We start from the raw sequence: 26,211 nt of genomic DNA, 5'->3' as shown, positions 1-26,211 counted from the left end.
TTGCCTCTGGAAAAGAAGGAGCCGGCGCCGCTCGGGCGCCGGCGCGGTTCAAGCGTCTTGCAACTGCATGTGGATGATGGGGTACGGCTTGCCTTCGCCATCGGTTTCCGAGCGACTGTAATCGACGAAACCGTAGTGCCGGTAGAAGCCGTGGGCCTGGGGGTTCTGCTCGTTGACATCGACCTTCAGGCCCGGTTGCCGGACCTGATCCAGCAACTGGCGGCCGATGCCCTGGCCGCGCTGGGCCGGCTCGATGAACAGCATCTGCACGGTGTCGTCGCCGGTGGCGATGAAGCCACCGGGCGTGGCATCGGGGTTCTCCCAGACCAGCACTTGCAGGGCCGGCAGGTAGCTGTCGCGTATCAGCGGGTAGAGGCGCTGGATGTCGTCTTCGCTGATGAAGTCATGGGTGGCGCGAACCGAACGCTCCCAGAGCGCGGTCAGCAAGGCGTCGTCCGCAGCGACGCGAGGGCGAATTTTCATGTGGAGGGTCCATCTTGGTAACTGATTAGATGGCCGGCGGTGGGGCAAGGCCGGCATTTGGGCAGAGACCTGTATGCCCGTGTCGCGAATTAACGCTTGGACGGAGCACTGCAGTGACGGCTGCAAATGAGCGGGAGGCCGATCCTACCCAAACAGGCAGCCCGATGAAAGCCCGGGGTTGTCTTCAATGGCGCATTGGCAAGAGCCCCAGCTCAACCAGCCTGGTATCGGTGGCTGCGGTTTTCTGCAGGTGTTGTGCATTGTGTTCATCCATGACGCCGGGGCACGTCACAATGATGCTGCCTTGGGCCGGGGTTGCGCGCAGCTCATCCACCAGGGGAAAGTCCTGCGCCAGCAAGGGCTGGGGGCAGTAGCCGATCCAGCCGACGGTTTGCCTGTCCGCGAAGGCTCGTTGCCGGCGGTAGTAAGCGTTGGGGGCCACGACACCCCAGGCGATCTCCGGCCAGAACTCAAGCGCCGTGCTGATCAGCTCCACCAGACCTTGCCGAGGATTTTGCAAGCAGCGGACCAATGCCCCTGCATCGGAAAACTCCAGGCCTGTGGGTAGCGAGCCTCTGTCCCTGGCGTGGTACTTGAGTGAGAGCCCACCCTCGAGCGGGTTGGATATCCCATTCCAGAGCACAAAGCTCATGTCATTGATGGCGAAGTCGTCATCTTTCCAGGACTGCACTTCGCGGACAAAGCTGGCTTCATCGAGCAGCACGTCATGCTCCTGGCCCTTGTTCCGGCTGTCAGCGCACAAGAACCAGCGCTTGAGGATAGGGTCGATCCTGCCGATCTCCCGCAAGAAACCAAGGCTTCTCTGGATCTGGAGTTGTTCCGGGACTTGAGCGATTTTCTGCCGGTCGAAACTCAAATTGAAATTGAAGCGCTTGAATTCGTCCATGAGTTCTCCGCAAGGAAGCTTCCTGCATGAAGGTTTGCCTTGTGGCCCCGGATTCCCTGGCTGTTTGTGCAAAGAGCCGCTGATTCAGTCGGAGGGCAGGCCAGCCAGGGCGTGATTTAACACGAAAAAGTGATCTGGTGGTGTGTCGCATCAGCTTGCATGCCCGTTCGTGCCGTCGCGGCAATGGCGCGGGTGATCCGCGCCGTTTCAGGCGGGCAAGCAAGCCGGCTTTCTCGGCAGTGCTGGAGTTAGAAGTGCTCTTACCAGGGTGCTAGTCTTGCCGCAGACTGTTTTCGTAGGAGCCCTCATGGGCAATCACAAGATCGAGATTCGTCGCAACAACGTGGAGAAGATCCTCCTGGGTGCCGAGAAAGTCTTCGCCGAAAAGGGTTATGCCGGGACCGCCATGGCCGACATCGCCGAAGAGGTGCAACTGCCGCGTTCCAACCTGCATTACTACTTCAGCACCAAGCACGAACTCTACAGCGCCGTGCTGCTGGACCTGCTCGAGGTGTGGAAGCAGGACGCCCTGTGCTTCGAGATGTTCGACGACCCGCGGGTGGTGCTCAGCAGCTACATCCGCGCCAAGATGCAGCATTCGCGCAGTCGCCCCCATGGCTCCAAGGTCTGGGCCAACGAGATCATGCACCGCGCGCCGACCCTGGGCAGCGCCCTGGATGAGAGCCTGTACGACTGGGCGAAGATGAAGGAAGCCAAGATCCGCCAATGGGTCGAGGACGGGCGGATCCTGCCGGTGGAGCCCTCGGCGCTGTTGTACATGATCTGGGCCTCGACCCAGCATTACGCCGACTTCGATCACCAGGTGAACATCCTCAACGACCACCAGCCGCTGTCGGACCTGCAATTCGAACGCGCGGTGCAGACCGTCACCAGCGTGACCCTGCGCGGTATCGGCCTGGAACCCTGACCCGCCTGTAGCCGCTGTCGAGCGCCAGCGAGGCTGCGTACGGGTGCGTAGCGCCCGCCATACCCGGGACCTGCGAGGACTGCGTCCTCGTGCGCAGCCTCGCAAGCTCAGCAGCGGCTACAGGGTGGTTTCGCGATGGGGGTTGCGGGGGTCGTGCAGCCAGTCGAGGAATGGCTTGCCGGTCTGCTGCGGCACCATCTCGATGCAGTCCTGCACCGGGCAGGTGATCTGGCACAGGTTGCAGCCCACGCATTCTTCGTCGATCACCTGGTACTTATGGGTTCCGTCGGCTTGCCTGAGGCTGGCGATGGCCTGGTGCGAGGTGTCTTCGCAGGCGATGTGGCAACGCCCACAGCCGATGCAGGCCTGCTGGTCGATCTGGGCAATCACCTGGTAGTTGATGTCCAGGTACTTCCAGTCGGTGGTGTTGCCCACCGCGCGCCCGGAGAAGTCCTGCAGGCTGTGGTAGCCCTGGCTGTCCATCCACCGCGACAAACCATCCTGCATCTCTTCGACGATGCGAAAACCATGGAGCATCGCCGCCGTGCACACTTGCACCGCGCCGCAGCCCAGGGCCACGAACTCCGCCGCATCGCGCCAGCTGCCGATACCACCGATGCCACAGATTGGCAGGCCACGGGTCTGCGGGTCGCGGGCGATCTCGGCCACCATGTTCAGGGCGATCGGCTTGACCGCCGAGCCGCAGTAGCCGCCGTGGGTGCTCTGGCTGCCCACCATCGGGTGCGCCACCATGCGTTCCAGGTCGACGCTGGTGATGGAATTGATGGTATTGATCAACGACACCGCATCGGCCCCGCCACGATGGGCGGCGCGGGCCGACTGGCGGATGTCGGTGATGTTTGGCGTCAGCTTGACGATCACCGGCAGCGAGCAATACGTCTTGCACCAGCGGGTCACCTGCTCGACGTACTCCGGCACCTGGCCCACCGCCGCGCCCATGCCGCGTTCCGGCATGCCGTGGGGGCAGCCGAAGTTCAGCTCGATGCCATCGGCGCCGGTGGCCTCCACCAGGGGCAGGATGTGTTTCCACGAATCCTCGACGCAAGGCACCATCAGCGAGACGATCAGTGCCCGGTCCGGCCAGTCCTTCTTCACCTGGGTGATTTCCCGGAGATTGATCTCCAGTGAACGGTCGGTGATCAGCTCGATGTTGTTGATCCCCAGTACCTCGCGGTTGGCGCCGAAATGCGCCGAGTAGCGCGACGACACATTGACCGCCGCCGGGTCTTCGCCGAGGGTTTTCCAGACCACGCCGCCCCAGCCCGCCTCGAAGGCGCGGACCACGTTGTAGGCCTTGTCGGTGGGCGGCGCGGAGGCCAGCCAGAACGGATTGGGCGCCTTGATTCCTGCGAATACAATCGACAGATCGGCCATCACGCAGCCTCCACGTTGAGCATGAGTTGGGCATGCATGGCCTCGGCGGCCAGCTTGCCGTGCTGCACGGCCTGGACGGTGAGATCCTGGCCGAGGCTGGTGCAATCGCCACCGGCGTAGACCCCGGGAATGCTGGTGCGCAGCTGCTCATCCACGGCGATGCGTTCGCCGCTGCGCTTGAGCTCCCGGGCCAGCGGATCGCCCAGGCTGGCGCTGTCCAAGCCCTGGCCGATGGCCTTGAAGATCGCGTCGGCGGCCAGCTCGAAGGTTTCGCCGGTGGTCTGCAGGCGGCCATCCACCAGCTGGGTGCGGGCGAAGCGCATGCCGAGCACCCGGCCCTGTTCATCCAGCAATACCTGTTCAGGCGCGGCCCAGGTCAGTAGCCGCACCTGGTTGGCCTTGGCGATGTCCTGCTCATGGCCGGTGGCGCCCATGTCGGCGGCGCCACGGCGGTACACCAGGTTGACGTCGCGGGCGCCGAGGCGGGCCATCTGCACCGCCATGTCGATGGCGGTATTGCCGGCGCCGATGACGATGCAGCGCTCGGCCAGGGGCAACTGGCCAAGGTCGTCGGCCTGGCGCAGCTCGCGGATGTAGTCGGTGGCCGCCAGCAGTCCGGGCGCGTCCTCGTGTTCCAGGCCCAGGCGCTTGCTGGCCGCCAGGCCGAGGCCGAGGAACACCGCGTCGAACTCTTGGTGCAGTTCGGTCAGGCTGAGGTTGTCGCCCAGTACCTGGCCATGGCGGATCTCGATGCCGCCGACTTCAAGCAGGAAGTCCAGTTCGCGCTGGGCGAAATCGTCCACCAGCTTGTACTTGGCGATCCCGTATTCGTTGAGCCCCCCGGCCTTTTCCCGCGCCTCGAAGATCACCACCTCATGGCCGTGCAAGGCGCAGCGGTGGGCGCAGGACAACCCGGCCGGGCCGGCGCCCACCACGGCAATGCGCTTGCCGGTGGCGGCGGCGCGCTGGAACGGATGCTGGCTGAACTGCGCGTTGTCCAGGGCGTAGCGCTGCAGTTGGCCGATCAGCACTGGCGCGCATTCCTGGGCGTTGTTGCGCACGCAAGCCTGCTGGCACAGGACCTCGGTGGGGCAGACCCGGGCGCAGCTGCCGCCGAGGATGTTCGCCGACAGGATCTTCTGCGCCGCGCCCTGGACGTTGTCGGTGTGGATATTGCGGATGAACGAGGGAATGTCGATCTCGCTGGGGCAGGCGCTGACGCAGGGTGCGTCGTAGCAGTACAGGCAGCGCGAGGCTTCCAGCTGCGCCTGGCGTGGGGTCAGGGGTGGCGCCAGGTCGCTGAAATGCTCGGCGAGGGTGGCGCCGTCCAGGGTCGGGTGGGGCAAGTGGTTCAAGGTCTTGATCACGGTTTTGGCCTCAGGTTTTTTTATCGAATGCCTCTGGCGGGCATTGTTTTTTCAACCGGGCGCGGGCGCCCGGATCGCGAGCAAGCTCGCTCCTACAGGGGACTGCGTTCTTGTAGGAGCGAGCTTGCTCGCGATAGGGGGCAGAGCCCCCTGATCTCAGCGTTTGACGGCAATGGGCCTGTGGGCTTCGGCCCGCTTGCCCAGCAGGTCGAACACCGCCGGGTAGGCCGGCCGCTCGATGTAGCGCCCGGCGCCGCGCTCGGCCCGCAGGTCGCCGTCGGCCCACACCAGCCGGCCCTGGCTGATGGTGTGGCTGGGGATGCCACGCACGATCTTGCCTTCGAAGATGTTGAAGTCCACCTGCTGGTGGTGGGTCTTGGCGGAAATGGTCCGGGTGCCGGCCGGGTCCCACAGCACCAGGTCGGCATCGGCGCCGACGCGGATCGCCCCCTTGCGCGGGTAGAGGTTGAAGATCTTGGCGGTGTTGGTGGAGGTCAGGGCCACGAACTCCTGCATCGACAGGCGCCCGCTGTTGACCCCTTCGTCCCACAGCACGGCCATGCGGTCCTCGATGCCGGCGGTGCCGTTGGGGATCTTGCTGAAGTCCTCACGACCAGCGGCCTTCTGTTCGGCGCAGAAGCAACAATGGTCGGTGGCGGTGGTGTGCAGGTTGCCCGATTGCAGGCCATGCCACAGTGCCTCCTGGTGGCCGCGCGGGCGGAAGGGCGGGCTCATCACGTAGCCGGCGGCGGTCTGCCAGTCCGGGTCGCGGTACACGCTGTCGTCCAGCAGCAGGTGCCCGGCCAGCACTTCGCCGTAGACCGGCTGGCCCTGGGCCCGGGCATAGGTGATTTCGTCCAGGGCCTCGCGGGTGGAGACGTGCACCAGGTACAGCGGCGTGCCCAGGGTCTGGGCAATACGAATGGCACGGCTGGCGGCTTCACCCTCCACCTGGGATGGCCGCGACAATGGATGGGCTTCCGGCCCGGTGATGCCCTGGGCCAGCAGCTTGCGCTGCAGGTGGTACACCAGCTCGCCGTTCTCGGCGTGCACCGTGGGCACCGCGCCCAGTTCCAGGCAGCGCTCGAAGCTGGCCACCAGGGTGTCGTCGGCGGCCATGATGGCGTTCTTGTAGGCCATGAAGTGCTTGAAGCTGTTGACCCCGTGGTGCCGCACCAGCTCGGCCATCTCCTCGCGCACCTGCTCGCTCCACCAGGTCACGGCCACGTGGAAGCCGTAGTCGCTGGCGGACTTCTCGGCCCAGCCGCGCCACTGGTGGAAGGCCTCCAGCAGCGATTGCTGCGGGTTGGGAATCACAAAGTCGATGATCGAGGTGGTGCCGCCCGCCAGGCCAGCCGCCGTTCCGCTGAAGAAGTCCTCGCTGGCCACGGTGCCCATGAACGGCAGTTGCATGTGGGTGTGGGGATCGATGCCGCCGGGCATCAGGTACTGGCCGCTGCCGTCGAGCACATCGCAGCCTGCGGGAATGTCCAGGTGAGTGCCGATGGCTCTAATCAGGCCCTCTGCGCACAAGACATCGGCTTTATAACTTTCATCATGGGTAATAACGGTGGCGCCACGGATCAACAGAGACATTCCGAGTTCCTCGCAGGCATGACCGACTGTTTGCCGGTTCTAACTTTTTATTGAACGCACTGACAACTAAATAATCCTGTCAGCGGTGTCAGGATTAAACGCTAGTCTTACTTAAAGGAAACATCAAGAATATTTTTTATAAGCTTATATTGAATATAACTAATTGAAAATTAACGATAAAAAATACAAATCCCAGAAATTGTGCAGGCGCTCACCATTTTGACGCACTTGACAGGATCGAAAAATAGTCGAAATTTTCCATGTCCAATCAGCGGCTTGAAGAGGTGCGAGAACGAAGCGGAGATCATTGCTGAAAGTGCGGTGCACCGATTTGGGTCTTGATCTAAGTGGCAACTTGCCAGCTACCTTGCCTGAGTAGCCTGGCAACTAACCGAAGACCTGAAAGTTGTTTGAACAAAGCTGAGCTACATCAGTTGCTTACATGGATTCTATCCACCGATCTGTCACGAACCTGGCTCACCGGCACACTTATTGAGTGCCGCCAGGGATCGTCACGCCGGGGATGGAAGTCGTCAGTTCTCCGGCCATCACCCGGCGCCCGATCCCATCGTCCGCTGGCCTGATGAGCAAAATAATCAGAACAACAGTGGAGCGGCCATGCAACAGATCAGATCCCAGGTGACCGAACGCGCCGGCTTGTACGAGCTGGACGCCGGTAGCGACGTACTCGACAGCCCCCGTTACAACCACGACATCGCCCCGACCAAGGTCCAGGAACGCACCTGGAACAAGTGGCACATCACCGCACTGTGGATCGGCATGTCGATCTGCGTGCCGACCTACACCCTGGGCGGGGTGCTCACCGCCTATTTCGGCCTCAGCGTCGGCGAGGCGCTGCTGGCGATCCTCTTGGCCAACATCGTGGTGTTGTTGCCCCTGACCCTCAATGCCTTCGCCGGCACCAAGTACGGCATTCCGTTCCCGGTGCTGCTGCGCTCGTCGTTCGGCATCATCGGCTCCAACGTGCCATGCCTGATCCGTGCCCTGGTGGCCTGCGGCTGGTTCGGCATCCAGACCCTGTTTGGCGGCCTGGCCATCCACCTGTTCCTCGGCTCGATCTTCGAGGGCTGGAAAGCCCTGGGCGGGACCGGCGAGGTGATCGGATTCATGCTGTTCTGGACCCTCAACCTGTGGGTGGTGCTGCGCGGTGCCGAGTCGATCAAATGGCTGGAGACCCTGTCGGCGCCGCTGTTGGTGGCGGTGGGCATCGGGCTGCTGCTGTGGGCCTTGCCCAACGTGTCGCTGGACGAGTTGCTGGCGATCCCGCCCAAGCGGCCTGAAGGCGCCAGCGTCACCGGCTACTTCATGGCCGGGCTGACGGCCATGGTGGGTTTCTGGGCCACCTTGTCGCTGAACATCCCGGACTTCAGCCGCTACGCCAAGAGCCAGAGGGACCAGGTACTGGGGCAGATCTTCGGCCTGCCGCTGACCATGTTCCTGTTCGCCGCCCTGGGGGTGGTGATGACCGCCGCCTCGGCCAAGCTGGTGGGGGTCACGGTCTCCGACCCGGTGAGCCTGATCGGGCATATCCAGAGTCCGGGCTGGGTGGCCCTGGCCATGGCGTTGATCATCGTTGCCACACTTTCGACCAATACCGCGGCCAACATCGTCTCGCCCACCAACGACTTCCAGAACATCTCCCCCAAGCTGATCGGCCGTACCACGGCGGTGATCCTCACCGGCCTGGTAGGGCTGGCGCTGATGGGCCACGAACTGCTGAAGAAACTCGGCCTGCTGGTGTCCGACGTCAGCCTGGAAACCGTGTATTCCAACTGGCTGCTGGGCTACTCCAGCCTCCTGGGGCCGATCGCCGGGATCATGGTGGTGGACTACTTCATCATCCGCAGGCAACGCCTGGACCTGGCCGGGTTGTACCGCGATGACGTCTACCCGGCGTGGAACTGGCACGGCTTCATCGCCTTCGCCGTGCCGGTGGCGCTGACCCTGATGTCGCTGGGCAGCAACGCGTTCAACTGGTTCTACAGCTACGGCTGGTTCACCGGTTCGGCCCTGGGCGGGATCATCTACTACGGCCTGTGCAGTATGCGTAGACCGCAGAGCCTGGCCGCCAAGACCCCGACTCTGTAGGCGCGAGCTTGCTCGCGATGAACGTACAAACAACGCTGTCTCTTTGGGGATTGCGTAACGTCTGCTGGCTAATCGCGAGCAAGCTCGCTCCTACAGGTGAGCACCGAAAACCGTGACACCCAAGACGAGCACGACCTCGTCGACCACAACCAGAAAAGCCTGAGGAGATCACCATGAACGCTGCCGTCGATGTTCTGCAATCCAGCCATCAGCACATCAATCGCGACCGCCTTTGGGAGTCGCTCATGGAACTGGCCCGGCTCGGCGCCACGGTCAAGGGCGGGGTCTGCCGCCTGGCCCTGACCGACCTCGACCGCCAGGCCCGCGACCTGTTCGTCACCTGGTGCGAGGAGGCCGGGTGCACGGTCACCGTGGACGGCATCGGCAACATCTTCGCCCGCCGTCCCGGACGCAACCCGCAGCTGCCACCGGTGATGACCGGCAGCCATATCGACACCCAGCCAACCGGTGGCAAGTTCGACGGTTGCTTTGGCGTGCTGGCCGGGGTGGAAGTGTTGCGCACCCTCAATGACCTCAAGCTGGAGACCGAAGCGCCCCTGGAAGTGGTGGTGTGGACCAACGAAGAAGGCTCGCGCTTCCCGCCGTGCATGATGGGTTCCGGGGTGTTCGCCGAGAAGTTCACCCTGCAGGACACCCTGGCCAGGACCGACGCCGAGGGCATCAGCGTCGGCGAGGCGCTGAACGCCATCGGCTACGCCGGCACGCGCCCGGTCAGCGGGCATCCGGTGGGGGCCTATTTCGAGGCGCACATCGAGCAGGGGCCGATTCTTGAGGATGAACGCAAGACCATCGGCGTGGTACTCGGCGCCCTGGGCCAGAAATGGTTCGACCTCAAGCTGCGCGGCGTCGAAGCCCACGCCGGCCCGACCCCGATGCACCTGCGCAAGGATGCCCTGGTCGGTGCTGCGGCCGTGGTGGCAGCGGTCAATCGCGCCGCCCTGGGGCACCAGCCCCATGCCTGCGGCACCGTCGGTTGCCTGCAGGCCTACCCGGGCTCGCGCAACGTGATTCCCGGCGAGGTGCGCATGACCCTGGACTTCCGTCACTTGGAACCGGCGCGCCTGGACTCGATGATCGCCGAGGTGCGCCAGGTGATCGACACCACCTGCGAAGAACACGGCCTGAGCTTCGAGCTGACCCCCACCGCGGACTTTCCGCCGCTGTATTTCGACCCGGTGTGCGTCGATGCGGTACGCGGTGCAGCACAAGGGTTGGGCCTGTCGCATATGGACATCGTCAGCGGCGCCGGGCACGACGCGATCTTCGTCGCCGAACTGGGCCCGGCGGGGATGATCTTCGTGCCCTGCGAAGGCGGCATCAGCCACAACGAAATCGAGAACGCCGATCCCGACGACCTCGCCGCTGGTTGTGCGGTATTGCTGCGGGCCATGCTCGCCGCTTCCCAGGCCATCAGCCTGAAACCCTGACTGCCGCCCCGGCCTGCGAGGACTGCCCCTTCGTGCGCAGCTTCGCAGGCTCAGCAGCGGCTACACGGGTATTGGCATCACGTATGCCGTGCGGATCGACTGACGTACACTGGCGAACTTTTCGTACGGGATGCCGATATGCACAGGATGGCGTTTTGTCTGGCCCTGGCCCTGAGCCTGGGGGGCTGTATCGATTACAAATGGGGCCACGACTGGAAGGCCGACAGCCTCGGCGGTTGGCAGGACGCCAGCAAGGGAAGGTATGACCAGGGCACTTCGTTCAAGCTGGCCTGCGGGCCCGAGCCGCTGTATGTGAAGCTGACCTCCGCGCCGTCCCACCACCTGATGTCGCTGCTGTTCATTCCCCTGGTCCCGGCGGCCACCGGCGATGACAACCATCTGAGCATCAACGCCCGCCACCCCAGCCTCTCGGCCTGTTCGGCGGCGCAGAACCCCCTGGTGATCAAGCTGGACAACCGGGTGATCAGCAATATCGGTTACGCGGCAGGCGACCAGGCGGGCAGTTGCGAGCTGCGGCTGGACGAGCGCGAGTTGCAGGGCGAGCGGGTGTCGATCGAGGTCAATCAGGCCGTGCTGCCTTGTGCCGTGGCACCGCTGACCTTGAAGAAAAACAGCTTCTTCTGTCTGCGCAAAACCGAGTTCGGCGGTTCCAAGCCTTGTGACCGTTAGGGGCGGTCAGTCGCACGAACCTAAGCTAATTCCTAAAAAGTATTTATTTTTGATTTATTAGATCGATTAGCTTTTAGCGACTTTCCTCTCCCAGAAGGTCCGCCCCCATGCGCCTGCCCTTTGCTTTGCGTCGCAGCTTGTCGATCACCGCCCTGGCCGGCCTGGCGCTGGGCATGGCCCTCAATGCCCAGGCCGACAGCGACCTGCGCATCGGCTACCAGAAATCCTCGACTCTTTTGGCGGTGCTCAAGGCCCAGGGCACCCTGGAAAAACAGCTGGCGGGGCAGGGGGTGAAGATCACCTGGCACGAATTCACCAGTGGCCTGCCGCTGGCGGAATCGCTGAATGTGGGCAATGTCGATATCAGCGCCGATGTCGCCGACACGGTGCCGGTCTTCGCCCAGGCCGCCGGGGCCAAGCTGACCTATTTCGCCAGCGAAACCCCATCACCCGCCGCCCAGTCCATCGTCATTGCCAAGGACTCGCCGCTCAAGTCCCTGGCCGACCTCAAGGGCAAGCGCGTCGCCGTGACCAAGGCCGCCGGCAGCCACTACCTGCTGATCGCCGCCTTGCGCCAGGCAGGGCTCACTTTTGCCGATATCCAGCCGGTGTACCTGACCCCCGCCGATGGCCGCGCCGCCCTGGAAACCGCCAAGGTCGACGCCTGGGTCACCTGGGAACCCTTCGTCGCCAGCGCCCAGCGCCAGCAAGGCGCGCGGGTGCTGCACGACGGCCAGGGGCTGGCCAGCTATCGCCGTTACTACCTGGCATCCAGCGACTACGCCAAGGCCCATCCCGAGGTGCTGAACCAGGTGTTCGCCGAGTTGCAGAAGACCGGCACCTGGGTCAAGGCGCACCCAGCGGAGGCGGCAAGATTGCTGGGCCCGCTGTGGGGCAACCTGGATGTACCGACCGTGGAACTGGCCAACAGCCGTCGCACCTATCAGGTGGAGGCGGTCAAGCCGGACGCCTTGGGCGAGCAGCAGAAAATCGCCGATGCCTTCTACCAGGAAAAGCTTTTGCCCAAGCCAGTGGATGCCCGGGCGGTGCAGTTGTGGAGTCCCAAGGCCTTGTAGTGGGCCGTTAGGTCGCTTTCGCCTGTAGGCGCCGGCTTGCCCGGCGAACAGATCACCCCATTCTTTCTTGTTCACCGCCGGCTACGCCATCCCGCGCCTGGCGTCAGGAGTTCCCGTGTCTGCCGTTCAACCCCAAGAGGCCTTTGCCGTCCCAGCCTCGTCCAGCCCGCCCGCGCAAACCCCCGAGGTGGTGCTGGAGTTGCGCAACCTGACCAAGCACTACGGCCGCCGCCGTGGCCAGACTGCTCCGCCTGCGGTTGAGCAGGTCAGCCTCAAGGTCCGCCGTGGCGAAGTGCTGTGCCTGATGGGCACCTCCGGCAGCGGTAAATCGACCTTGCTGCGCCATATCAACCGGCTGATCGAGCCCAGCAGCGGCGAGGTGTTGATCGACGGCGCAGCCATCAGCCAGCTCTCGGCCCAGGAACTGCGCACCCTGCGTTCCCGGCGCATCGGCATGGTGTTCCAGCATTTTGGCCTGTTGCCCCATCGCAGCGTGCGCGACAACGTGGCCTTGCCCCTGGAATTGCGCGGCGAGCCCGAGGCCCTGCGCCACGCTGCGGCCGACGTGCAACTGCAAGCCATGGGCCTGGAAGGCTGGGGCGAGCACTATCCCCACGAACTGTCCGGGGGCATGCAGCAGCGGGTCGGGCTGGCCCGGGCCCTGGTCAGCGAACCGGACATCCTGCTGATGGACGAACCCTTCAGTGCCCTGGACCCGACCATTCGCCGCGACCTGCAAAGCCACTTTCTGCAGGTGGTGCGCGAGCGTGGTATCACCACCTTGCTGGTGACCCACGACCCGGCAGAAGCCTTGCGCCTGGCGGACCGCATCGCCGTGCTGCGCCACGGCCAACTGATCCAGCTGGGCACCCCCAGCGAGCTGCTGGAGCAACCGGCGGATGCCGAAGTGGCGGACTTCTTCCAGGACCACGGAGCCCGCAGCGACACGCCGGTGACGGTCTTGCCGACCCCGGTCAAGCCCGTGATAGCGCCGGCTCCGGCCAGCCCTGGGTTGTCCCTTGCCCAGGCCCTGCTGCTGGGGCCGGCGGCCCTGGCGGCCAGCGGTCGTGGTGGCCTGTACTGGCTGGCGTTCGCCCTGGAGCTGGGCGCCGCCGCGGCCCTGGGTCGGGGGTTGGCCACGGCCAGTCTTGCCTGGGGCGCGTTGGCGCTGACCGGCCTGCTGCCCAGCCGCCTGTTGAGCCTGACTTTGGCCCGGCGTCCTGGCCGCCAGGGCCGTTCCGACTGGCGCCTGCCGTGGCTGGTATTGCTGCTGTGCCAGGCCCTGGTGCTGTGGCGGGTTCTGGTCGCCGATGCCTCTGGCCCCTGGCTGCAGTTTCCCGCCGACCGCCAAGTGCTGCTGGGCACCGCCGCTGCCATCGACCAGTTGATCGGCTGGTCCCAGGTCACCTTTGAAAGCACCTTCGTCGGCGTGATAGTCGCCGTGCGCACGGTGATCGAAAGCATTGAAAGCCTGCTGGGCTGGCTGCCCTGGCCGGTGCCGGCCCTGGCCCTGGTGCTGCTGGCCTGGCGCAGCGCCGGCGTCGCCCTGGCCCTGACCAGCGCCGTCGCCTTGCTCTACATCGGCCTGTTCGGCTTCTGGGAACGGACCATCGCCACCCTGGCCCTGGTGGGTTCCTCGGTGCTGATCTCGCTGCTGATTGGCGTGCCCGCCGGCATCCTCCTGGCCAAGCGCGCCCTGGCCCGGCGCCTGATCACCCCCTTGCTGGACGTGATGCAGACCCTGCCGACCTTCGTGTACCTGATCCCGGCGGTGGCGTTCTTCTCGGTGGGCAAGACCCCGGCGGTGATCGCCACGGTGATCTTCGCCCTGGCGCCGATGATCCGCCTCACCGCCCTGGGGATCCGGGAAGTGCCCAAGACCGCCGTCGAAGCGGCCCTGGCCCACGGCGCCACGCCCTGGCAGATCCTGACCAAGGTCGAGCTGCCCCTGGCTGCGGGTTCCTTGCTGCTGGGGATCAACCAGACCCTGGTGATGAGCCTGTCGATGGTGGTGGTGGCGGCGCTGATCGGCGCCGGCGGCCTGGGCTACGACGTGATGACCGCGCTGCGCAACATCAAGGGCGGCGAGGGCATGCTGGCCGGCGCCGCGATCGTGTTCTGCGCGTTGATTCCCGACCGCATCATTCAAGCGACCCTGCGCCAGCGGGATCGCACATTGCATCAAGCATGAGGTGTCCCTTGAACAAGTCGTTTACCCGTACCCTTGGCGCCGCCGCGCTGCTGTTGGGTTTGTCCCTGCCGGTGCTGGCCAAGGACAAGATCGTCATCGGCGAGCAGAACTGGACCGGCGCAATCGCCATCCAGAACATCCTTGGCGAAGTGATCAAGAGCCGCCTCGACGGCGACGTTTCCTACCTGGCCGGCGACGTGCCGGTGCTGTTTGCCGCCGCTGCCAAGGGCGACGGCTCGGTGGACGTGCTGACCGATATCTGGCTGCCCAACCAGTCCGCCGCCTGGGCCAAATACGTCACCGGCGGCACCCGCTCGCTGGTGCCCAACAAGCAGCCGTACCTGGGGGTGCAGGGCTTCTACATTCCCGGTTACCTGCAAGATAAATACGGCGTGAAGTCGGTCTACGACCTGCAAAAGCCCGAAGTGGCGAAACTCTTCGAACCCCTGGGCGGCGGCAAGGCGCAACTGCTGGTGGGCCCGGCGGGCTGGGAGTCGACCTACATCGGCGAGATCAAGGCCAAGGACTTCGGCTTTGCCGACCAATTCGAATCGGTGTCCACCGAAGCCTCGGTGACCTACGCCAAGCTCGCCGCGGCCTACAAGGCCCAGCGCGGCGTGGTGTTCTACGCCTACACCCCGGACTGGATCTTCTCCGCCTTCGACCTGCGCCGCCTGGATGAACCGGCGTTCGACGGCTATGCCCAGGACAACAAGAAGGACGACCCGCTGTACAAGGCCGATGGCTGCTGGAAATTCATTAGCCCGACGGTGGATGCCGACTGGCTGAGCAAGAGCAAGATCACCTGCGCCTACCCCGATGCCCGGGTCTATGTCCTGGCGTCCAGCGCCCTGCAAAAACGCGCACCGCGAATTGCCGCGTTCCTGGAAAACTTCAGCATCGAGCCTCAGGCCCTGAACGACCTGATCCTCAAGATTGAAAAGCAACAGCAACCGGCGGCGCAGGCGGCCAAGGAATGGGTGGCGGCGCATCCGCAGGTCGTTGATGGCTGGTTGGGCGCCAGCGGTGAAAAAGTGGGAGTGGCGCAATGAGTGGGGAAGTATTGAACAGCATCGAACAGGCGACCTTTGGCGCCGGCTGCTTCTGGGGCGCGGAAGCTGCGTTCCGGGCCCTGCCTGGAGTAGTGGACAGCCGCGTCGGCTACGCCGTGGAAGCGGCCGACGAAGCCTTGCAGATAGAAGTGGTACAGGTGGATTTCGATCCGCAGGTGCTGGCTTATACCCGCCTGATCGAGCACTTCTGGGGCCTGCACGATCCCACCTCGGTGGATCGCCAGGGCGAGCATGGCGGGGTGAAATATCGCTCGGCGATCTTCCACACCAACGCCGTGCAGGCCGAACAGGCGAGGGCGGCCAAAACCGCCCTGCAAGACTCCGGAGGCCTCAACAAACCCGTAGCCACGGTGGTCGTGCCCCTGGGCCGCTTTGAACTGGCAGATGAGGAACACCAGCGTTACCTGGAAAAGAACGGCCTGAGCACTTGCCACATCTAGAAGCTGCAAGCCACAAGCTAGGAGCTTGCAGCTTAAGCCCCAGTTGCTGGTTGCTTTTCGTGGCGAGGGAGCTTGCTCCCGCTGGGCTGCGCAGCGGCCCCAAACCCTGATGTACGCGGTGCATTAGCTGGCATGGGGTTGAGGCTCAAACGGGAGCAAGCTCCCTCGCCACAGGTCCGCGAACAAGGTTCCTACGCCACCCGCCACTGAATCACTTCCAGCACGGCGCAGCCTTCTCGTGTCAGCAGGTGCACGCCACGGGTGATGCGGGTCAGATCGCAATCGCTGATGTCTTTCAGCTCCAGGCTGGACAGGCTGTCCATCAGGTCGCGCACTACGGTGAAACGGTGGGCGGCGCTGCTGGCCAGGTCGCTCAAGGGGGCTTGGGCGTCGAGGTAGAACACCGGGTGTTCGGTGTCGTGGGTGTCGATGGGGGTGTAGCGGGGGAGGTGATGATCAGTCATAGGTATGGCTCCTGCTTACTAGAGCAATCGCCTTTGTTGCCGACCGAGTGGGCTGGGGCAGTGGTGCGCGAGCAGGCTGGCCGGGGATAGGGCAGCAGCACACCCTGGGGTGTCCCGCGCACCACCGTCATCAACCTTTGATCGCTGGTACAAAAGCGATGGCGAGGATGTTTGAAAGTGGATGCGTTCCTATATTCGACCGGCCAAGGTCGCTCGCGGATTTTGCTGCGAGGGGCGGACTATAGGGGGGATGCCAGGGCGGTGCAATCGGGGATTGAAGGTGATGTTTGAGTGGTTGTGTCGACTGTCTGGTGGCTGGTTTTGATGGGGTACATATCCATTGCTGCGGGTGTGGCCGCTGGCGGTTTCGCCCTTACGGCGAGTTTTGGGTACATATCCGTTGCTGCGGGTGTGGCCACTTACGGTTCCGCTCTTACAGCGGGTCACTTTGGATGGAGCCCAAAGTAACCAAAGGCTCTCTGCCCCCGCATCCGGCGCCTCGCCTAGGCTCGGCGTGCCCTCGCTCCGGCATTGCTCCGGGGGCACGCCGCCACAGGCCATCCATGGCCTGGGGCGGCTAGCTCGGCATCCATGCCGAGCTGCCCCCTGCGCAACGCCTGCACTCGGCCTCCTGAAGGGGCAGGAAGATCAAGAGCAAAAGCAAGATCAAAAGCCCAAGCGCGTTGTACGCGCTTCCGTAGGAGTCGGCTTACCGGCGAAGAGGCCCGTAAGGCATGCATCGCCCTGGCGGACGCCTTCGCTGGCAAGCCAGCTCCTACGCAGAGAGGGCCAGGCCGCAAGGCCGCCGTTTGCTCTGGCTTTGGTTCTGGCTTTTGATTTTGATCTCCCAGGCCCCGTTAACCACGATGGCCGGAGTGAGGGCATGCCGAGCCTTAGCGAGGCACCGAGTGGAGGGGCAAGACTTTTTGCTTACTTTTGGCTGGGCCGGCACTCCGGGCGACTGACAAAAGTGAGCCGCTGTAAGAGCGGAACCGCCAGTGACCATAACCGCAGCAATGGATATGTACTCAGAACTCGCCGTAAGGGCGAAACCGCCAGCGGCCATAACCGCAGCAATGGATATGTACTCGAAGCTCGCCGTAAGGGCGGAACCGCCAGCGGCCACACCCGCAGCAACGGATATGTACACCACCGCGGTAAAAGCGAAACGCAATAACGGATATGTATTCCGAACCTCCCTAACGACCTCTATATCACCCCTTAAAATAGACTAGAGAGTGTCGGCGCAGACTAAAAAACATTGATGATTGATCTTTCTAGTTAGACGGCCAGCGTGTCGTGGCTCTTGCGACGTCATCGGCGTCACGATATTTACGACAGTTTATGGAGCTCGCTGAAACCTCATTTACCCATCTGTTCACCGTCAGAGGAACTGATGGTGAAACAATACTTCTGCTCAGATATTTGTATTGCCTTGTGGGAATGAGATTAAACAGGCATCTCGGCAGAAAAACACAGTTTGTTTTTATCCAAATCTCTCGCATACGCTGAAAAGTAGGGCCCCCGTTGGCCGGGTTTACCCTCGCAGGTACCGCCCAATTCAATCGCCTTTTCATGAAGTCTTTTTACTTTTTCTACAGAGTCAACATTAAAACCAATCATCGTGCCATTTCCATTTGTTGCAGGCTCCTTATCAAAGGGAGTGGCTAGGGCAAATGAAAAATTGTTACTTTGCCAGTAAGTCATTCTGTCTGTTGATATCAAGTGCTTGAGTTCTGTTTTTTCAAAGAGTGCATTGTAGAACTCAATTGCAGTCGCCATGTTGTTTGTGCCTAGGACGCAGTAGTTAACTCTCATAATTTAATATCTCATGTTTGTAACAGGATTTAGTACTCATGATTAGCATGTTGAAGCTGTTCATTGCAGTCATTATGGCGCAGGGCAGTGACAGCTTCTGTCAGGATCGATCGATACGCACAACAAGGGCAGGCCGCAGAGTTTGGGGAAGTCCTACGCTAAGCCGGCTTGGCTTAAGTGCGTTTCCTGTTCCGGTGTTTTTCAAGGTAGTTGTCGCGTCAGCCGTCTAGATAGGTCGTCACAAGACTCAAAAAATTGATAATCGGTCTTCCTAGTTAGACGGCCAGCGCGTCATGCCCTTGCAACCCATCGGCGCCACGATATCTCCGACAATGTATGGAGTTTGCTGAAACCTCATTTAGCCGGCCGCGAAGGCATCTGGGGAGGACGAGCAAAGGACAATTGGCTATTCATCAGCACCGTATTCTGGATTTTGCGCACCGGGGCACCTTGGAGAGACCTGCCAGGCGATTATGCTTCAGGTTTCAAGCCCCACCTTTCCACCCCCCACCCAACGCCACCACCAACCCCACGCTCGCCTGCAACTGCCTCGTCTGCAGTGCCTGCAACCCCCGCTGCGCCTGCAAGGCTGCGGTCTGCGCAGTCACCACATCCAGGTAGCTGACGGCACCCGCCTGATAGCTATTCATGGCCAAGGTCTGGGTGTGCTGCGCCGCATTCACCGCCGCTTGTTGGTCCAGCGCTTCCTGGCGCAAATCCCGCAGTTGCCCCAAGTTGTCCTCCACCTCCCGCACCGCTCGCAGCACTTGCCCACGGTAATGGGCGGCGGCCTCTTCGAACTCGGCGTGGGCCTGGCGCTCATTGGCGCTCAGCCGCCCGCCATCAAAAATCGGCAGGTTCATCAGGGGGCCCAAGGCCCAGTAGCGATTGCCCGCCGCCAGCAGATTACCCACGCCCTGGGTCTGGCCACCGAGCATCCCGGTCAGGCTGAAATCCGGATACCAGGCCGCGCGGGCCACACCGATGCCGGCATTGGCGGCGTACACCCGGCGTTCCGCCGCGGCGATGTCCGGCCGGCGTTGCAGCAGGGTGCTGGGCAGTTGTTGGGGAATGCTCGGCAGGCTCAGCAGCTGTTCCGAGGGCGCAAGGCTGAACTGGCTGGCCGGTTCGCCCACCAGTTCGCCAATCGCATGTTCGGTGAGGTTGCGCTGGGCCCGCACTTCGTCCAGTTCCGCCTCGGCGCTGGCCAGTTGGCTCTGGGCCCGGGTCAGGTCCAGTTCCGAGGCGATCTGCCCTTGATAACGGTCGCGGGTCAGTTGCAGGGCCTGGGCGTAATCCTCCAGGGAGTGGCTGAGGATGCGGCTCTGGGCATCCAGGCCATTGAGTTGCACATACAGGCTCGCCAACTGTTTTTGCAGGCTCAGGCGCGCGGCTGCCAGGTCATCCCCGGAGGCTTGGGCCTGGGCATCGCCGGCTGCGGCCTGGTTGCGGATGCGCCCCCAGAGGTCGAGGTCGAAATCCAGGGCAAAACCGGCGCTGTTGCTGTTGTACACCGAGGGTTGGCTGCTGCCGCGCAGGGGCCGGCTGTCCGACTGACGCTGGCGCAACGGCTGGGCGCTGGCGCTGATCTGCGGGAACAGCCCGGCGTGCAGTTGGCTGGCGTAGGCCTGGGCGCTGTCGTAGTGGGCCAGGGCTGCCGCCAGGTCCGGGTTGGCCCGGAGCAGGCGCTGTTGCAGGTCGTCCAGACGCGGGTCCTGGTACAGCCGCCACCACTGCTCGGCGAGGCCCTGGGGCGGGGCGGCCGGGTGCCAGGGGCCATCGCTGCTCTGTTCGCGGTATTGCGCCGGCAGCTCGATGGGCGGCACCTGGTAATGGGGCGCCAGGGAGCAGCCGTGCAGGGCCAGCAACAGCAGGGCGGCGAGGGGCTTAAGCCTTGGGCGCATGCTCACCTCCTGCGTCCGCCAGTTGCACCAGGTCACCTTCGCGCAGGGCGTCCGGCGGGTTGTCGATGACTTGATCCGTGGCTTGCAGGCCCTGGTCGATCACCAGCCGTTCACCCAGGTCGAGGCCGATATGGATGCTGCGCAGGTGCACGTGCCGGGAGCCGTCGATCACTGCCACCTGGGTGCCCTGGGCACGGAAGATCAAGGCGCTGGCGGGGATGCTCACGCCGTGGGTGTCGGCGGGAATCGCCAGGCTCGCCTCGGCATAGTCGCCGGGCATCAGGGCGCCGTCGGGGTTGGCGGCGACGAACTGCGCCAGCAGGGTGCCGGAGCGCGGGTCGATGGCGGTGGAGTCGCCCACCAGTTGCGCGCGAAAGTGCTGGCCCGGGTGCTCGGGCACGGTCAACTGCGCTTGCAGGCCGGGGCGGATCACGCTGGCGTAGTTCTGCGGAATCGGCACGTAGAGCCGCAGTTTGTGGGTGTCCGCCAGGTTGAACAGCTCCGGGTCGCTGTCGTTGTCGGCCTTGATCAACTGGCCGATGTCGGTGTGGCGGGCGGTGATGGTGCCGGCGAACGGCGCGCGAATGGTCTTGTAGTCCTCCAGCGCCGAGAGCCGCGCATAGTCGGCGGCGGCCGCCTCGGCATTGGCTTTGGCGGCGGCTGCGTTGGAGGTCTTTTCATCGGCTTCCTGGCGTGATACCGAGTGGCTGGCCAAGAGGTGCTGCCAGCGCTCGGCGGTGGTCTGGGCCAGCCGCGCGTTGGCTTGCTGCTGGATCATTCGCGCCCGGGCCTGGGCCACTTGCTGGTCCAGGTCGGGGCTGTCGATATGGGCCAGCACTTGCCCGGCGGTCACCTTGGCACCGATGTCCTGGGTCCAGTCCTTGAGGTAGCCGCTGACCCGGGCGTGGATCGGCGCCTTGCTCCAGGCTTCCAGGTGCGCCGGCAGGCGCAGGGTGTCGCCCAGTCGGTTGGGCTGCGGCTGGAACACCAGCACCTGCGGCACGGCGGCGGTTTCGGTCCAGGCGACCACGGCCCGTTCATGCCGGGTACGTGCGGCCAGGCCGCTGGCCACCAGCAGGGCGGCCAGGCTCAGGCCGCCGATACCCAAGAGCATCAGGCGTTTGCGCGAGGGGGTGTGATCAGGCGACATGGGTGTTTTCTCCAGCAACAGCGGATTGGGGACGGCGGCCGTGGGCCAGGCTGAAGACCACGGGGACAAAGATCAAGGTGGCGACGGTGGCGAGCAGCAGCCCGCCGATCACCGCGCGGCCCAGGGGCGCGTTCTGTTCTTCGGACAGGGCCAGGGGCAGCATGCCGATGATCATCGCCAGGGCGGTCATGCACACCGGGCGAAAGCGCGTGTAGCCAGCTTCCAGGGCGGCCAGCAGGGCATCGTCGTGTTCCGCCAGGCGCTCGCGGCAGAAGCTCACCACCAGGATCGAGTTGGCGGTGGCCACGCCCATGCACAGGATGGCCCCGGTCAGCGCCGGCACCGACAACGCGGTGCCACTCAAGAACAGCATCCACACGATCCCGGCCAGGGCCGCCGGTAGCGCGCTGATGATCACCAGCGGGTCGAGCCAGGATTGGAAGTTGACCACGATCAGCAGGTAGATCAGCACCACCGCCCCCAGCAGCCCCAGGCTCAGGCCGCTGAAGGCCTGGTGCAGGGCGTCGATCTGCCCGTGCAGGCTGACCGTGGCGCCCTTGGGCCGCAGGGCTGCGGCGTCGTCCAGGACCTTTTGCATGTCGTGGGCCACGGCGCCCAGGTCGCGGCCCTGGACGTTGGCGTACAGGTCCAGGGTCGGCTGGATGTTGTAGTGGCTGACCACCGCCGGGCTTTCTACGCGAGAGATATCCGCCAGGCCGCCGAGGATCTGCGACTGGCCATTGCTGCCGGTGACCGGCAAGGCCTCCAGGGCCGGCAGGCTGTCCAGGCGGTACTGCGGGGTGGCGGCGACGATGGAGTAGGACACGCCGTTCTTCGGGTTGAGCCAGAAGGTCGGCGCCACCTGGGAGCTGCCGGCCAGGGAGGCCACCATGCTGTTGGTCACGTCGCGCTCGGTGATCCCCAGGCCATTGGCCCGCAGGCGATCGACCTTGACCTGCAAGGACGGGTAGCCGGTGGACTGCTGCAGGCGCAAGTCGGCGATGCCCGGCACGTGGCGCAGGCGCCGTTGCAGCTCCAGGGCGAAGGCGCGGTTGGCCGCATCGTCAGGCCCGGAGATCTTCACGTCCAGCGGGGCCGGCGCGCCGAAGTTGAGGATCTGGCTGCTGATGTCCGCCGGCAAAAAAGCAAACTGGCTGCCCGGGAAGCTCTCCGGCAGGGCCTGGCGCAGTTGCTTCACGTAGTCGGCGCTGGGGGCGTGGCCGGGCTTCAGGGTGACCTGGATATCGCCGTCCTGGGGGCCGATGGTGCCGCTGTTGCTGTAGGCCATGTCGATGCCGCTCAGGGGAATGCCGATGTTGTCGATCACGCTGTCCAGCTCCTCGGGCGGGATCACCTCGCGGATCCGCCCTTCGATGCGGTCGAAGGCCGCCGCGCTTTCCTCGATCCGCGTGCCCAGGGGCAGGCGCACATGCAAGGCCAAGGTCCCAGCATCGGTGGCGGGGAAGAAGTCCTGGCCCAGGCTCGGCAGCAGGGCGAAGGAGGCCAGCACACAGGCGAGGAAACCCAGGAGGAACGGCCGACGCCTGGCCAAGGCCAGTCGCAGCAGGCCGTGGTAGGTGTCGCGCACATTGGAAAAACGCCGCTCGAAGCCTTGTTGGAACCCCAGCAGGGCGCGTACAAGGGCATGCCGGGGCGGGGCGTGCTGCTCGCCTTCGTGGTGGTTGATGAAGGCGTCTTCCGGGTGGTGCCCGGGGCCCGTTCCCGGCGCATGGGGCTTGAGCAGGTACAGGGCCAGTGTCGGCACCAGGGTCCGCGAGAGGATGAATGAGCTGGCCATGGCGAAGATCACCGCCAGGGCCATGGGCCGGAACAGGTAGCCGGCGATGCCCTGCAGCAGGAACATCGGCACGAAGACGATGCAGATGCACAGCAGCGAGACGAACGCCGGGCCGACGATCTGTTTGGCGCCGTCGAGGATCGCGTCCTTCACCGCCTTGCCCTGTTCCAGGTGCCAGTTGATGTTCTCGATGGTCACCGTGGCGTCGTCCACCAGGATTCCCACCGCCAGGGCCAGGCCGCCCAGGGTCATGACGTTGAGGGTCTGGCCGCTGGCGGCCAGCAGGGCGATGGACGCAAGCACCGCCAGGGGGATCGAGGCGGCGATGATCAGCGTTGAGCGCCAACTGCCGAGAAACAGCAGGATCATCGCGCTGGTCAGCAGGGCGGCGATGATGCCTTCCCGGGCCACGCTGCCCACCGACTGCTTGACGAACACCGAGGCGTCCCCCAGCAGCGAAGTCTTCAGCGCCGGTGGCAGGGTTTCGTTGATCCGCGGCAGCATCTGGCGGATGCCATCGACGATGGACAGGGTGGAGATATTGCCGTTCTTCAGCGCCGGCATCAGCACCGCCCGGCGTCCGTCGACCCGCACGATATTGGTCTGCGGCGGCGAGCCGTCGCGCACGTGGGCCACCTGGCCGATGGTGATCAGCGCACCGTCCACGGTCTTGATCGGCAGGTCGTTGAGCTCCTCGATGGCGGTCGGGCTGTTGTTCAGCAGCACCGTGTATTCATTGCCGCCGAGCTTGGCGGTGCCCACCGGGATGATCTGGTTCTGCGCCGCCAGGGCATTGCCCACGTCCTGGGCCGACAGGCCCTTGGCGGCCAGGGCTTGCGGGTCCAGGTCGAGGGTGATCTGCCGCTGCCTGCCGCCCATGGGCGTGGGCATGGCCAGGCCGGGCAGGGCGCTCAGGGGCAGGCGGATGTTGTTCTGCACCAGGTCGCGAATCTTCGCTTCCGACAGGGTCGGGCTGGAAAACGCCATCTGCAGGATCGGCACCGTCGAGGCGCTGTAGTTGAGGATCAGCGGCGGGGTGATGCCCGGTGGCATCTGCTTGAGCACGGTTTGTGACACCGCCGTCACCTGGGCGTTGGCGGTGCGGATATCGACCCCGGGCTGGAAGAAGATCTTGACGATGCCCATGCCCGGCAGCGACTGCGATTCGATGTGCTCGATGTCGTTGACCGTGGTGCTCAGGGAGCGCTCGTAGGTGTAGATCACCCGCCCGGCCATGGCGTCCGGCGACAGGCCGTTGTACTGCCAGACCACCGCCACCACCGGGATGCCGATGTCCGGGAACACGTCGGTGGGGGTACGCAGGGCCGCCAGCGGCCCGATGATGCAGATGAAGATCGCCAGCACGATGAACGTGTAGGGCTTGAGCAGAGCGGTCTTGACCAGCCCGAGCATGGGGTGGACCTCCGAGGCGGAAACGAGGCTCGGCAGTCTCCAGCGACCCACCTAACACGCGGCTTTCAGCCAGGTGAAGGAAGTTTTAGGTTGGGCCTTAACTTCCTTTCATGGGGATTCATTTGTCCTCGTTGCCGGGCCTCGACAAGCTGGATGGCAATTCGGCGCGGCTGGCGTTCGCAGTCGCACCCCGTGTTCATTCTCACTGCCGAGGTACCTGCCATGAATACCAAGTCGCTGTTGCTGATCCCCGCCCTGAGCCTGGTGCTGGCGCTCTCCGCCTGCGCCGGCCCGATGCCCAAGGCCGACCCCAACGACGCCTGGATCAGCCTCGAGGAAGAAGCCCCCAGCGACCTGATGGCCGAACGCGTGGACGGCAAGAACGTCGACGACGGCCGCTACTTCCAGGTCCGCCCCGGCGCCCACCGCCTCGACGTGACCGTGTTCGAAGACCGTGGCGGCGATTCCAACCAGCAAGACTGCAACGGGCATGTCAGCTACAGCGACTTCAAGGCTGGCGAGCATTACAAGCTGGTGGAATCGACCCTGGGCACCGAAGTGCGGGCGCGGCTGTATGACGGGCAGGGCAAACCAGTGGCCAGTGCCCATGGGTTCGAGTGCATGCCAGGGTGAAGTTCTCTGTAGCCGCTGACGAGCAAGCGAGGCTGCGTACCGGCGCGCAGCGGCCGCAGGGCGGATCTATCGGCGGCTCGCGCGGGGTCTGCGACAGTGGCTACACCGATCCACATAACCTTTGTTCCAGACGCTTCGCCGACTGGAAAGGGAACCGGCTGACTGCCGGGGTGTGCAAGGGCACCGGATGATGAGGCTCTTTCAAATGGAGCTCTTTTCATGAAGCAACCGACCGAAGCCATGCGGACGTCCACCAAGGCCGCATTCAACGAAGTGGCGCAGATGATCACCTGTGCACGCCAACGGGCGGTGCGCGCAGTGAACACCGAACTGGTGGAGCTGTATTGGCAGGTGGGGGCCTATATCAGTCGCAAGCTCGAGGCGGCGGAGTGGGGCGATGGCGTGGTCCAGCAACTGGCCGACTACCTGGCACGACGGCAACCGGGAGTGCGCGGTTTTACCCGGGCGAACCTGTTTCGCATGCGGCAGTTTTATGAGGTTTATCGTGGTAACGCGAAAGTCGCACCACTGGTGCGACAATTACCCTGGAGCCACAACCTGATCGTTCTCGGGCAAAGCAAGCAGCCCGAGGAGCGTGAGTTCTACTTGCGCATGGCGGTCCAGGAACAGTGGTCGCGCCGGGAGTTGGAGCGCCAGATCAAGTCGGCCCTCTTCGAGCGCTCGCTGACCCGCCCGGTCAAGGTCTCGACAGCCTTGCGCCAATCCCACCCCGAGGCATTGAGGGTGTTCAAGGATGCCTACATGGTGGAGTTTCTCGACCTGGCCCAGGGGCATGACGAGGCCGATCTGCACCTTGGACTGGTGCGGCAACTCAAGGACTTCCTGATCGAAATGGGCCGCGACTTCTGCTTCGTCTCCTCGCGCTATCCGCTGCAGGTCGGCGGCCGCGACTTCGTGCTGGATCTGCTGCTGTTCCATCGTGGCCTGAACTGCCTGGTGGCCGTTGAGCTCAAGGTCGGACGCTTCGAACCGGAGTCCCTGGGCAAGCTGGATTTCTACCTGGAGGCCCTGGACCGCCAGGTGCGCAAACCCCATGAAAACCCGGCCCTGGGGGTGTTGCTGTGTGCCAGCAAGGACGACGAAGTAGTCGAGTACGCCCTCAACCGCTCGCTTTCGCCGGCCTTGATCGCCGAGTACCAGACCCAGTTGCCGGACAAGAAGCTGCTGCAGGCCAAGCTGCATGAGTTCTATGCGCTCAATCCTCAGGTGGGATGAGCATCGTTGCAAAAGAAGCGTTGGGGGGAATGCAGGTGATCCATTGTAGGAGCGAGGCTTGCCCGCGATGGACTTCAGGGCACTGCGTTCAT

The 26,211-nt window shown here is 64.0% G+C and carries 20 protein-coding genes and 1 pseudogene; 11 read left to right on the top strand and 10 right to left on the bottom strand.

Features of this window, described 5'->3' with window-relative positions:
* Positions 1–48: 48 nt before the first annotated feature.
* Positions 49–483 (bottom strand): GNAT family N-acetyltransferase, encoded by a 435-nt coding sequence (locus LGQ10_RS06480; protein ID WP_226525016.1) that lies wholly within the window; start codon positions 481–483, stop codon positions 49–51.
* A gap of 184 nt (positions 484–667) precedes the next feature.
* Positions 668–1,390, bottom strand: coding sequence for an Imm52 family immunity protein (locus LGQ10_RS06475; protein ID WP_226525015.1), 723 nt, complete (start codon positions 1,388–1,390; stop codon positions 668–670).
* Positions 1,391–1,697: 307 nt separating this feature from the next.
* Between LGQ10_RS06475 and LGQ10_RS06470 the strand changes: the two genes are divergently transcribed.
* On the top strand, positions 1,698–2,318 hold the full coding sequence (locus tag LGQ10_RS06470; RefSeq protein WP_226525014.1) for a TetR/AcrR family transcriptional regulator: 621 nt from the start codon (positions 1,698–1,700) through the stop codon (positions 2,316–2,318).
* A gap of 117 nt (positions 2,319–2,435) precedes the next feature.
* Here the strand turns inward: LGQ10_RS06470 and preA are convergent, their stop codons facing one another.
* The 3 genes from preA to hydA form a co-directional block, all read right to left on the bottom strand.
* Positions 2,436–3,716, bottom strand: a complete 1,281-nt coding sequence (preA, locus tag LGQ10_RS06465; RefSeq protein WP_226525013.1) for an NAD-dependent dihydropyrimidine dehydrogenase subunit PreA — start codon at positions 3,714–3,716, stop codon at positions 2,436–2,438.
* Positions 3,713–5,080 carry an NAD(P)-dependent oxidoreductase gene (locus LGQ10_RS06460; protein WP_226525012.1) on the bottom strand — a complete coding sequence of 456 codons (1,368 nt, stop codon included), beginning with the start codon at positions 5,078–5,080 and terminating at the stop codon, positions 3,713–3,715. Before LGQ10_RS06460 ends, preA begins: the two co-directional genes overlap by 4 nt.
* 156 nt (positions 5,081–5,236) lie before the next feature.
* The gene (hydA, locus tag LGQ10_RS06455; RefSeq protein ID WP_226525011.1) at positions 5,237–6,676 is read right to left on the bottom strand and encodes a dihydropyrimidinase; all 1,440 of its coding nucleotides are present in this window, start codon (positions 6,674–6,676) and stop codon (positions 5,237–5,239) included.
* Between the two features lie 618 nt (positions 6,677–7,294).
* Here hydA and LGQ10_RS06450 point away from each other — a divergent pair.
* The 7 genes from LGQ10_RS06450 (at position 7,295) to msrA (ending at position 15,703) form a co-directional block, all read left to right on the top strand.
* Complete coding sequence (locus tag LGQ10_RS06450) at positions 7,295–8,785, top strand: NCS1 family nucleobase:cation symporter-1 (RefSeq protein ID WP_226525010.1); 1,491 nt, start codon at positions 7,295–7,297, stop codon at positions 8,783–8,785.
* Between the two features lie 173 nt (positions 8,786–8,958).
* The gene (locus LGQ10_RS06445; protein ID WP_226525009.1) at positions 8,959–10,233 is read left to right on the top strand and encodes a Zn-dependent hydrolase; all 1,275 of its coding nucleotides are present in this window, start codon (positions 8,959–8,961) and stop codon (positions 10,231–10,233) included.
* A 138-nt stretch (positions 10,234–10,371) separates the two neighbouring features.
* Positions 10,372–10,923 (top strand): hypothetical protein, encoded by a 552-nt coding sequence (locus tag LGQ10_RS06440; RefSeq protein WP_226525008.1) that lies wholly within the window; start codon positions 10,372–10,374, stop codon positions 10,921–10,923.
* Between the two features lie 107 nt (positions 10,924–11,030).
* Positions 11,031–11,999: an aliphatic sulfonate ABC transporter substrate-binding protein gene (locus LGQ10_RS06435; RefSeq protein WP_226525007.1), complete on the top strand. Its 969-nt coding sequence runs from the start codon at positions 11,031–11,033 to the stop codon at positions 11,997–11,999.
* Positions 12,000–12,114: 115 nt separating this feature from the next.
* A complete protein-coding gene (locus tag LGQ10_RS06430) occupies positions 12,115–14,190 on the top strand; it encodes an ATP-binding cassette domain-containing protein (RefSeq protein ID WP_226525006.1) in 2,076 nt (691 codons plus the stop codon).
* The gene (locus tag LGQ10_RS06425) at positions 14,187–15,242 is read left to right on the top strand and encodes a glycine betaine ABC transporter substrate-binding protein (protein ID WP_226525005.1); all 1,056 of its coding nucleotides are present in this window, start codon (positions 14,187–14,189) and stop codon (positions 15,240–15,242) included. Before LGQ10_RS06430 ends, LGQ10_RS06425 begins: the two co-directional genes overlap by 4 nt.
* A gap of 11 nt (positions 15,243–15,253) precedes the next feature.
* Complete coding sequence (gene msrA / locus LGQ10_RS06420; RefSeq protein ID WP_226526098.1) at positions 15,254–15,703, top strand: peptide-methionine (S)-S-oxide reductase MsrA; 450 nt, start codon at positions 15,254–15,256, stop codon at positions 15,701–15,703.
* Positions 15,704–15,894: 191 nt separating this feature from the next.
* Here msrA and LGQ10_RS06415 read toward each other — a convergent pair whose 3' ends face one another.
* Complete coding sequence (locus tag LGQ10_RS06415; RefSeq protein ID WP_226525004.1) at positions 15,895–16,167, bottom strand: hypothetical protein; 273 nt, start codon at positions 16,165–16,167, stop codon at positions 15,895–15,897.
* A gap of 1,449 nt (positions 16,168–17,616) precedes the next feature.
* Complete coding sequence (locus LGQ10_RS06410) at positions 17,617–17,985, bottom strand: VOC family protein (protein ID WP_226525003.1); 369 nt, start codon at positions 17,983–17,985, stop codon at positions 17,617–17,619.
* Between the two features lie 322 nt (positions 17,986–18,307).
* Here LGQ10_RS06410 and LGQ10_RS06405 point away from each other — a divergent pair.
* Positions 18,308–18,481, top strand: a pseudogene (locus tag LGQ10_RS06405) (transposase); the annotation flags it as partial.
* Here LGQ10_RS06405 and LGQ10_RS06400 read toward each other — a convergent pair.
* Genes LGQ10_RS06400 through LGQ10_RS06390 form a run of 3 tightly spaced genes read right to left on the bottom strand, consistent with a single transcriptional unit; the run spans position 18,471 to position 24,250 of the window.
* On the bottom strand, positions 18,471–19,889 hold the full coding sequence (locus LGQ10_RS06400; RefSeq protein ID WP_226525002.1) for an efflux transporter outer membrane subunit: 1,419 nt from the start codon (positions 19,887–19,889) through the stop codon (positions 18,471–18,473). The pseudogene LGQ10_RS06405 and the gene LGQ10_RS06400 overlap by 11 nt on opposite strands.
* The gene (locus tag LGQ10_RS06395; protein WP_226525001.1) at positions 19,873–21,039 is read right to left on the bottom strand and encodes an efflux RND transporter periplasmic adaptor subunit; all 1,167 of its coding nucleotides are present in this window, start codon (positions 21,037–21,039) and stop codon (positions 19,873–19,875) included. Before LGQ10_RS06395 ends, LGQ10_RS06400 begins: the two co-directional genes overlap by 17 nt.
* Positions 21,029–24,250, bottom strand: a complete 3,222-nt coding sequence (locus LGQ10_RS06390) for an efflux RND transporter permease subunit (protein WP_226525000.1) — start codon at positions 24,248–24,250, stop codon at positions 21,029–21,031. Before LGQ10_RS06390 ends, LGQ10_RS06395 begins: the two co-directional genes overlap by 11 nt.
* A gap of 222 nt (positions 24,251–24,472) precedes the next feature.
* Between LGQ10_RS06390 and LGQ10_RS06385 the strand changes: the two genes are divergently transcribed.
* Positions 24,473–24,883 carry a hypothetical protein gene (locus LGQ10_RS06385; protein ID WP_058434800.1) on the top strand — a complete coding sequence of 137 codons (411 nt, stop codon included), beginning with the start codon at positions 24,473–24,475 and terminating at the stop codon, positions 24,881–24,883.
* Between the two features lie 219 nt (positions 24,884–25,102).
* On the top strand, positions 25,103–26,119 hold the full coding sequence (locus LGQ10_RS06380) for a PDDEXK nuclease domain-containing protein (RefSeq protein ID WP_058434799.1): 1,017 nt from the start codon (positions 25,103–25,105) through the stop codon (positions 26,117–26,119).
* The last annotated feature ends 92 nt before the right edge of the window (positions 26,120–26,211 follow it).

Source organism: Pseudomonas sp. L5B5 (genome assembly GCF_020520285.1).
Taxonomy (GTDB): Bacteria; Pseudomonadota; Gammaproteobacteria; order Pseudomonadales; family Pseudomonadaceae; genus Aquipseudomonas.
Note: the sequence above shows the minus strand (reverse complement) of the source record. Positions and strands in the feature narration are given on the sequence as shown.